Here is a 5,093-nt window from a genome sequence, read left to right as displayed (position 1 = left end):
CGCAGGTCTGGGCCGATCTGGCCGACGGCCCGGCCGCGCCGCTGGATCTCGAGGTCGACATCGACGCGAATCCGGAGCTGGCCCGGGAGCTGAATGTGCTCTCGCTGCCGACCACTTTCGTATTGGATTCTCGAGGATTGGAACGCTTCCGGATCTCCGGCGTTCCGAAGGCGGCGGATCTGCGCACGTCATTGGCCTCTTTGTCGGATTCCGACGCCGCCGAGTGACCAGCATTACGAACCCCGGGTCCAATTTCCCCCGAAAATTGGGTAAACTCCCTCTCGTGCAATCCAACCGCGAGCTGATGCTCACCCGACGCCGCACGGTAGACCTGTGCCGGCTCGGTGGTTGTTGCTGCCTGTGCCGCTAGCCGGTCGGCCTTTCGTATTCCTCTGTCGCCGACCGGAGTTGTCCCCGCTGTCGAGAGATCGTTTCCGATCCTCCGGCGATTTGGCCAATAACCCTTCCGCGCAGGAGTACTCCCATGTCGAACCCCTCACCCACTGCCTTACCCACCGGTCAGGTCGATGTCCGCGGCCCGCGTTTCGCCGCCTGGATCACCACCGCGGTGCTGGCCCTCGTCCTGATCGTCGCCGTCTTCTCCGTCCCCGCCGCCACCGTGCTGCTGGCCTTGCAGGCCATCGTGTTCGGCCTGAGCGCCGCCTACGGCCCGCGTCGTAGCCCGTACGGCCGGATCTACGCCGCCGCGGTGTTGCCGCGCATCGGCGCGCCGACCGAGCTGGAACCCGTTGCGCCGCTGCGGTTCGCGCAGCTGGTCGGCCTGGCGTTCGCGGTGCTGGGCGTGCTCGGTTTCGCGGCGGGCAGTGTGGTCGTCGGTGCGATCTTCACCGGCTTCGCGCTGTTCGCGGCCTTCCTGAACGCGGCCTTCGGAATCTGCCTGGGCTGCAAGATCTATCCGCTCGTCGCGCGGTTCCGTGCCCCGTCGACCTCGAACTCCTCCGTATAACCCTCAACCAACGAACGCAACGCCTTCCCACGGCACCGCATCGAAAGGAACAACATGGCTCGCTCCGATGTCCTGGTCTCCGCAGACTGGGTCGAAGAGAACCTGAACACTCCGGGCGTCGTCCTGGTCGAGGTCGACGAGGACACCTCGGCCTACGACCTGGGCCACATCGAGGGCGCCGTGCGTCTCGACTGGAAGAAGGACCTGCAGGACCAGGTTCGCCGCGACTTCGTCAACCAAGAGCAGTTCTCCGCGCTGCTGTCGGAGCGTGGCATCGCCAACGACGACACCGTGGTGCTCTACGGCGGCAACAACAACTGGTTCGCGGCCTACGCGTACTGGTACTTCAAGCTCTACGGCCACCAGGACGTGAAGCTGCTCGACGGTGGCCGCAAGAAGTGGGAGCTCGACGGCCGCCCGCTGGTCAAGGACGTCAACGTCCGCGCCGCCACCGAGTACAAGGCGTCCGCGCAGGACCTGTCCATCCGCGCGTTCCGTGACGAGGTCATCGAGGCCATCGGCGCCAAGAACTTGGTCGACGTGCGTTCGCCCGACGAGTTCTCCGGCAAGATCCTGGCCCCGGCCCACCTGCCGCAGGAGCAGTCGCAGCGTCCGGGTCACATCCCGACCGCCATCAACGTGCCGTGGTCCAAGGCCGCGAACGAGGACGGCACCTTCAAGAGCGACGCCGAGCTGGCGGAGATCTACAAGGAGGCCGGTCTGGACGGCGACAAGCTGACCATCGCCTACTGCCGCATCGGCGAGCGTTCCTCGCACACCTGGTTCGTGCTGCAGGAGCTGCTGGGCCACCAGAACGTCAAGAACTACGACGGGTCCTGGACCGAATACGGTTCCCTCGTCGGTGCACCGATCGAGTTGGGAGCGTAATCAATATGTGTGCTGCACCTACCCAGGGACAGGCCATCCCCGCCGGCGTCGACGTCGAGAAGGAGACGGTCATCACCGGCCGCGTCCTGACCGCTGACGGCCAGACCGTGGGCGGCGCGTTCGTCCGCCTGCTGGACGGCAACGGCGACTTCACCGCCGAGGTCGTGGCCTCGGGCACCGGCGACTTCCGCTTCTTCGCCGCGCCGGGCGCGTGGACCATCCGCGCGCTGTCGGCGTCCGGCAACGGCACCGCCGAGGTGTCGCCGGAGGGCAACGGCATCCACAACGTGGACGTCACCGTCGCCAAGTAACACGAAACATCAAGAACGGCCCCGGGATTCATGATCCCGGGGCCGTTCTCGTGTTCGCACAAGATTTTCCCGGGGTCGTTTTCACCTGATCTCGCCGGTGGGATTAGACTCCGAGACGTGGTGCTTACCTTCGAGATTCTGCTGGTTCTCGTCTCCGTGCTGATCGCCTGGTTCGGTCTGTACGTCCTCTACCGGCTGTTCACCGAGTCGTGACAGAACCGGCCCACGAGAACATCGAAAACGGAGTGGCCAACGGATCGTCGTCGACGACGCCGATCGTTCGCCACGAGGAGGGCGCGAGGCGTTCCGGTGACCAGGCGGTCGCCGAGGCTGCCGAGCGTGCCAAGTCGACCGGGGCGATGAATGTTCCGACGCTCCCGGGTCTTCCGTTGCCCGTGGACACCGCCAATCTGCGGCTGGGGCCGGATCTGAGCTCCTCCATGCTCGCGCTGCTACCCCTGGTCGGCGTGTGGCGTGGCGAGGGTGAGGGCAACGAGCCCGATACCGGCGACTACCGCTTCGGGCAGCAGATCATCGTCTCTCATGACGGCGGCGACTACCTGACCTGGGAGTCGCGCTCCTGGAAGCTGGACGCCCAGGGCGAGTACTCGGGCCCGGATCTGCGCGAGAGCGGTTTCTGGCGGGTCGGCATCGACGGTGACGACGAGGTGCTGGAGCTGCTGCTCACGCATTCCACCGGCATTGTCGAGCTGTTCTACGGCCAGGCGCTCACCCAGTCCTCCTGGGAGCTGGCCACCGACGTGGTGATCCGCAGCCAGTCCGGCATCGTGGTGGGCGGCGCGAAGCGGCTCTACGGCATTGTCGAGGGCGGCGATCTGGGTTACGTCGAGGAGCGCATCGCGGCGGACGGCGCGTTGGAGCCGCGGCTCTCGGCGCGGTTGCAGCGGTACATCGGTTAGAAGATTCAACGAAGCCCCGTCGGCCGTTTGGTCGGACGGGGCTTTTTCATGTCTGGACCCCTGAAAAGGGTACGGCCCCCGAGTCATACCGGCGGAGGATGCAACATTCTCACGCTGGTCCGGTCAGGACAGACCGTAACTCGAGGGCCGGGTGACTGCCTTGGATTCGCGAGGGCTCGCGCGATCAGGAATCCGATTGCAGCGGTAGCGCCTAGCTGGCAGCCACCTCACGCGTCCTAGAAATCATTCTCGAACCACCTCCTTCCTGTGTACGAACGAAATTAGTCGGATGAGTCAGAGGCGGCAACGTATTTTCTCGGACTGCGAAATGGCAGGTCAGACAGTCGTTGTGGGGAATAAGGCGTCGATCGTGATCGTTGAGTTCGGCGCGACGCGAACGATGGTGTCGGGCTTGGCGTCCGGCGGCAGCTGATGGGTGACCACCACCACGGTGCGGTCGCGATCGACCAGGCCGCTGGACTCGTCGAGCAGGCGACGCAGCAGTTCGGCCCCGGCCTCGGCTTCCAGGTGCTCGGTGGGCTCGTCCAGCAGCAGGACGCGGGCCGGGGAGAGCAGGGCGCGGGCCAGCAGGAGGCGGCGGCGCTGGCCGCCCGAGACGGCGGCGGCCCCGCCGACCAGATCGGTGTCCACGCCCTCGGGGAGCGCGTCGAGCCACTCCCCCGCTCCGACTGCGCGCAAGGCGGATTCGGCCTCTTCGGCGGTGATGTCGCCGCGCGCCACCCGCAGGTTCTCGAGCACGGTGGTGCCGAACAGGTGCGCGTCCTCGGCGAAGAAGGTGACGCCCGGGCGGGGAGTGTCGAAGAGACCCGCCCACGCCATCAGCAGGGTGGTCTTGCCTGCCCCGCTCGGCCCGACCACCGCGATGCGGCGGCCCTGCGGCAGGGCCGGGAGATCGGGTGTGACGGTCCCGGACTCGTCGCGTTCCAGCCGGTCGAGCCGGTGCAGCGCCGCGCGCCCGTTGGTGAGCGCCTGCGCGGCCGCGGGGAGCACCGCCACGGCCTCGAAGGCCGACAGCGGCACCAGTACCAGCACCGTGAACGCCATGGGCGTGATGCCGCCCGGCGCGACGGTCTGGAAACCGGCCGTGGGAATCGGAGTCCCGCTGCCGTACAGCACGATTCCTATGAGCAGCGACCCCAGCACGCTCGCCCCGATGGACAGCGGCAACACGGCGGCCGCCCATGCACTGCGCGCCGCGGCCCGATCCTCGGCCGCGACCGCCCGCTGCCCGGCCGCGGTGGCCGCGCCGACTGCCGCGGAAAGCCGTCCGGCGACCCGCAGTTCGGGCGCGTGGTCGAGCACGGTGAGCGCCTCGGCGGTGAATTCGGTGCGATCCGCCCGCACCGCCAACTCCGCCTCGCGAGCCGCCCGCGCCGACAGCCAGGGGGCGAGGATTCCCGAAACCGCCAGGGCCACGGCCAGAATCACCGCCGCGAGCAGTGAGATGCTCGCGAGCAGCCCGACTGCCAGCACCGAAAGAATGAGCGCGACCGCGATCGGCACGAACGCCCGGACCACCACGGCTCCGAGATCGTCGATATCGTTCATCACCCGGCCCAGCAGCTCGCCGCGCCGCAACTGTGTCGGATCCCCTTGCCGCGCTTCCTCATCCGGCCCCACTACCGCCCCGGTCCGACGCGGCCGCCAGATATCGGCCCCCGCCAGCGTCCGGTAAGTGGTCGTCCGCGCCGTACTCATGGCCCGCAACGCCACATCATGCGTGGCCAGCCGCTCCAGATACCGGCACAGCCCCCTCGAAATCCCCAGCGCCCGAACGGTCACCACGGCAATGCTCAAATCCAGCACCGGCGGCATCTGCCAAGCCCGAGCAATCAACCACGCCGCCAACGCCGCCAGCCCCAGCCCACTCCCCAGCGCCAGCACCCCCCACCCCACCGACAACGCCCGCCGCCCCCCCCCCACCCCCAGCCACGCAAGCCCCGCCACCCCCCGCCCCCCCCCCCCCAACAAAACCCACAGCCACCC

At 67.8% G+C, this 5,093-nt stretch carries 6 protein-coding genes; 5 read left to right on the top strand and 1 reads right to left on the bottom strand.

Translation table 11 applies throughout. The features are described from left to right. From ACWELQ_RS37625 to ACWELQ_RS37605, 5 genes are all read left to right on the top strand, one after another. A partial coding sequence (locus ACWELQ_RS37625) for a TlpA family protein disulfide reductase (protein ID WP_452401785.1) occupies window positions 1–227 on the top strand: 227 nt, incomplete at its 5' end. Between the two features lie 257 nt (window positions 228–484). Further along, window positions 485–967, top strand: coding sequence for a DUF4395 domain-containing protein (locus tag ACWELQ_RS37620; RefSeq protein WP_452401784.1), 483 nt, complete (start codon window positions 485–487; stop codon window positions 965–967). Window positions 968–1,021: 54 nt separating this feature from the next. Then, window positions 1,022–1,855, top strand: coding sequence for a sulfurtransferase (locus ACWELQ_RS37615; protein ID WP_452401783.1), 834 nt, complete (start codon window positions 1,022–1,024; stop codon window positions 1,853–1,855). Window positions 1,856–1,860: 5 nt separating this feature from the next. After that, window positions 1,861–2,166: a DUF1416 domain-containing protein gene (locus ACWELQ_RS37610; RefSeq protein ID WP_452401782.1), complete on the top strand. Its 306-nt coding sequence runs from the start codon at window positions 1,861–1,863 to the stop codon at window positions 2,164–2,166. Window positions 2,167–2,411: 245 nt separating this feature from the next. Then, entirely contained in the window at window positions 2,412–3,086 is a 675-nt protein-coding gene (locus ACWELQ_RS37605) for an FABP family protein (RefSeq protein WP_452401786.1), read from the top strand. A 336-nt stretch (window positions 3,087–3,422) separates the two neighbouring features. Here the strand turns inward: ACWELQ_RS37605 and ACWELQ_RS37600 are convergent, their stop codons facing one another. After that, entirely contained in the window at window positions 3,423–5,009 is a 1,587-nt protein-coding gene (locus tag ACWELQ_RS37600; protein WP_452401781.1) for an ATP-binding cassette domain-containing protein, read from the bottom strand. Window positions 5,010–5,093 lie beyond the last annotated feature (84 nt).

The sequence above is a fragment of the Nocardia sp. NPDC004722 genome, from assembly GCF_053601505.1.
This window is presented reverse-complemented; position numbering and strand designations above follow the sequence as displayed.